We start from the raw sequence: 3,929 nt of genomic DNA, 5'->3' as shown, positions 1-3,929 counted from the left end.
ACCCCCACACGGGTGGGCCACCCCGGCTCGGGTCGCTCCCAAGAAACAACCACATTCGCGCAAGGACCAGGATGCCTAAGAATCTGGCAGAACTCGCCCACGCAGCTCTGACGGCCGGGCACACGCCGGGCGCTTCCACTTCACACGCCGTGCCCACCCGCCTCGACAGCACGACCGAGGCTGCTGTCGCTGACATGTGCATACGCGGCAACCTCGGCTCCGTCCTCCTCTTTCACCGGCGCAAAGACGCCCGATTCGCAGAAGAACTCTACTTCTCGACCCGACTGGACGATGGGTCTTGGGCAGCAGCAGAGCACCTTTCCGGGGGCGCCATGGGAATCGAGCCGACCAACACCCGGGAAATCGCAAGAATTCTGAGCGGTAGACCCCTGGTGCTGTTCGGTGAATCCGAGACGGAGCTGTTCACCGGCCGCCCTCAGGCCGACGAAGGATATGAACTGCTGCGCTTCTTTGAATTGCTCGTGGATAGGGAAGTCAGTCATCTGGAAATCAAGGACGCTTCACCGGGAGCTGACCCTGAATGCAGTCTCACCCATAAGTCACTCGTTTCGCAGGTGGCACTCCTTGCGCTCTTTCCTGGCGAACGCTTCACCATTCGCGCGATGGCACAAAAGGGGGCTGTTTCGTACCCTCTTGGCGAGCCGTACGAGCTGACCGGCTCTGACCTCGGGCGCGTAGCCGACTCGCCAACCTGGGATGAGGACTCAAGATGATGGAGCCGGAGAGCTGACCGCGATTCGTCAGCGGGGTCCGGTCGCCAATCGATGCGGCGATCCACCCGTGATTTACCCCGCGGAGGTGGGATGGGCGGTCGCGGTGAGGCTGCGGCTGCTCCGGGTTCCACGGGCCCGGGGACTGCAAGGATGCGTTCTCTTCTGCCCGCGACGCTACGGGCGGTTCAACGCGGCGGCCCTGGTCGTCGGTGCGTCCTTCGGGTGGAGGCACCCGGAACATCGCCCGCAGGAGCCGACCGCCCAGTAGGGCCCGCCCGGCCGTGACCAGACCGACGCCCGGCATCGCGCCTCCGACGGCGACGCAGGCCGAAGGCGGCCAGCCGACTCTGTTCTCGCCGACATGTCCTCGTGCTCGCGGCAACGAGCAAGCCCAGAGGGTCGTGCCCGGCGACGTGTGCCGCCCCTGCCAACGTTTAGGTGATCCCGGCGCCTCGCGGTCCGGGTGGCCGTGTGATCTGCCGGGCTGTCGTGAGTTCCTCGCGCGCTTGGTCGAGTTCGAGTGACAGTTCGGCTGTGGCACGCACGAGGGCGCGGACCCGCTCGCGTTCTGAGGCGAGTTCGTTCCTGGTCTTCGCCAGGGCGTCCCTCAACGCGGCATTTTCGTCCACCCTGTGCTGGGCGGCCTGCGGGGTGAAGTTCCGTGGCCCGCGCCTTGAACTCGTCCACGAGGTCCTTGTGGTCGCCGTAGACGATGTCGCGCCGTAGCCCGCACTCGGCGATCAGCTCGGTGCCGGTAAGTTTGCCGACCGTCGAGCGAAAGGGTGTGCCGGCCAGGAGACGTGTCGCGGCGGCTTGTACCGCCTCGCGCTCCGCGTCCCGGTCTCGGTTCCTGCGGGTCATGCCGCCTGACCGCCGTTCGTGTGTGCGGATGCTGGCCGCGACGTCTCGTGTGGTTCGATGACCGCGAGGATGTTGCCGGCCTGCGCGGCGGCGCGGTCCCGGCGCGGGCGCGTGGTCATCGGATCGCGTGCTTCCGCCATCAGGACGGTCGGGCGCGTGCGGTGTTCGGCGATGTCCCGGTCGGTGTAGGCGAGGTTGACGCAGGTGCTGCGGCAGAGTGATGCATCGGGTCCGTCGTCGGCGGGCAGCCCGAGGAGGATTTTCTCCTTGCGGCATGCCGCGGTTTCCGCACGATGCACGCAGGTCATGGCGTCGGCGTGGTGGATGTCGGTGTCCGTCTGCGCCAGGAGGCGGCTCACACCGGCCTGGGCCCGCACGGTGTGGCCCAGGAATGCCGCGGCGCCGGCGGTGCGGCGGCGGTACTCAGCGGCGGCCGGGCCGCTGACGTGCTCTTCCTCCAGGCGGGTCCAGTCGTCCTCGGACGGTTCCAGGACCATCTCGAGGCGTTCCACCGCGACGTCGTCGAGCCACGAGTCGCCGTCGTTCGCGGCGTAGTTCAAGGTCACTTTCGTCTTGAGGTGGCCGTACTGCAATGCGGCGGCGATCAGGCCGCGGAGGCGGCGCACGATGAAGTACGCGAGCGTGCGGCGGAACCGGGAGCCGTGCAGATGCTTGACCGGATCGGGCGGTATCGCAGCGGTGCCGCTGACGGACGTGAAGGTGGAGTTCACCCAGGCCTGCAACCGCTTCAGCTCCGTGTTGGTCTTCTTGGTGTCCCAGGTCCACGCGCCCGCGCGGCTCTTGCGCCCGCTACTGCCCGGCAGCCTGGCGGGGAACAGCAGGTCCGCCTCGTGCAGCGACTCCAACAGGGCGATGGCCTGGTGCACCGGGTTGACGACGGTCCAGGGACGGGCCGGCGGCCGCCGCGTTCCGCCCGTACCCCTTGCCCCGGTGCCCGAGCAACAGCAGTTCTCCGGACTCGACGTCGTCCGCTCGGCAGCCGCGACGCAGATTGACCACCTCACCAGGACGCATACCAGACAAGTGCGACACGGTGACGAAGCATGCCGCAGTCACGACCCGGACGAGGGCAGGGAGTTCGGATACGGTGAGCGGCCGCTCCCGCCAGGGACGGCCGTCGATCCGTCCCGTGATGCGGCCGCAGTTCGCTCCTACGGACACGAGCGCCTCATGGAAAGCGGACGGGCGTCCCAGGTTCTGCGCCGGCACCGGGCCTGGTATCTCCGGCTCTCTGCGCGGGCGGGGCTCTCGTACGGCTCGTCCGCACAGGCGTCTTGGCTGCGCCGGCTGCGAGTGGAACACGCAAACTTGCGGCAGGTCGTCACTTCTCCTCCTCCGCCCGGTGAACCCGCGGAGCTCTTGCTGCACGCGTGTCTCGGCTTCTGGCTGCACTGTCTGACCTCGGCCAATGTGGGCGAGGGCGCCGGGTGGCTGCGGAATATTCTCGAACGGCACCCTCGACCGCCCTCCCCCGAGACCACCGCCCTCCGGTGCCACGCTGTGTGGGTGGCTGGGTTCCTTTTGCTTCTCCATGAAGATTACGACGGCGCCCAGCAGGTGATCAGCCGGGGTGAAAGGGCATGGGCAGACATGCCTGCCGCGAACGGCACCGTAACCAGCGGCTCAGCGGACGAGCCAAATTCCAACGAAATCTGCGCAGCTTTTCTTCAGTTGCGCGCCCTCCCTGCTCTGCTCTCCGGAGAACCGGATACCGCAGTGAAGTTCACTGAGGCATCCCTGGCGACCGGGCAGTGGTCCGACACACTGTTGACTCGGGAGCAGTGCGTCGCTCAGCTCGGCGGACGGCTCCGGGAATCCGAGGGGTATCAAGATCGTTCACATGGAAGCCGAGTTGGGCGCGAGCATCCAACCGGGGCCACCGATCAAGACATACCTCACCTACAGCGGTAGAAGCCCATAGAGCAAGCCCCCCAGCGCGGCATAGACGTAAACCACCCAGTTCGGCCAAGAGCGGCGGCTTGAGCGGGTCTGGTAGCGGAGTGCCGTGGCGGCCATGGCGGGCCACAGGGAGGCGAACGCCGCAGCCTGAATTGAAACGTGGCCTGCGAGTATTGCTGCCCCTGCGTATGCGAGTACGGCTGCGGCCAGAGAGCTGGTGAACGGGGTAGTGAACGGATTCCACTTGGTCGCGGCAGTGCTGGACGTGCCCCGCCCTCGCGTGGACTGCACGAGCGACCGGATGACACACCAGCCGGCCGTGGCTGTCCACAGGACAGCGGGCGCGATCAAAAGTGGGCTAGGCGAGTTCATGGAGTTACTCCTCAACGGAGCCTGATTCCGGCCCCTTTATTG

Annotated in this window: 2 protein-coding genes; one reads left to right on the top strand and one right to left on the bottom strand. The window is 66.8% G+C overall.

Annotated features, from left to right (window positions below; genetic code table 11):
* Positions 1 to 71: 71 nt before the first annotated feature.
* Positions 72 to 734 carry a hypothetical protein gene (locus tag ACFWEP_RS32730; protein ID WP_387375646.1) on the top strand — a complete coding sequence of 221 codons (663 nt, stop codon included), beginning with the start codon at positions 72 to 74 and terminating at the stop codon, positions 732 to 734.
* Positions 735 to 1,591: 857 nt separating this feature from the next.
* Here the strand turns inward: ACFWEP_RS32730 and ACFWEP_RS32725 are convergent.
* On the bottom strand, positions 1,592 to 2,482 hold the full coding sequence (locus ACFWEP_RS32725; protein WP_387375644.1) for a hypothetical protein: 891 nt from the start codon (positions 2,480 to 2,482) through the stop codon (positions 1,592 to 1,594).
* Positions 2,483 to 3,929: the final 1,447 nt, after the last annotated feature.

Source organism: Streptomyces sp. NPDC060198 (genome assembly GCF_042728415.1).
In the GTDB taxonomy this organism is placed as follows: domain Bacteria; phylum Actinomycetota; class Actinomycetes; order Streptomycetales; family Streptomycetaceae; genus Streptomyces.
Note: the sequence above shows the minus strand (reverse complement) of the source record. Positions and strands in the feature narration are given on the sequence as shown.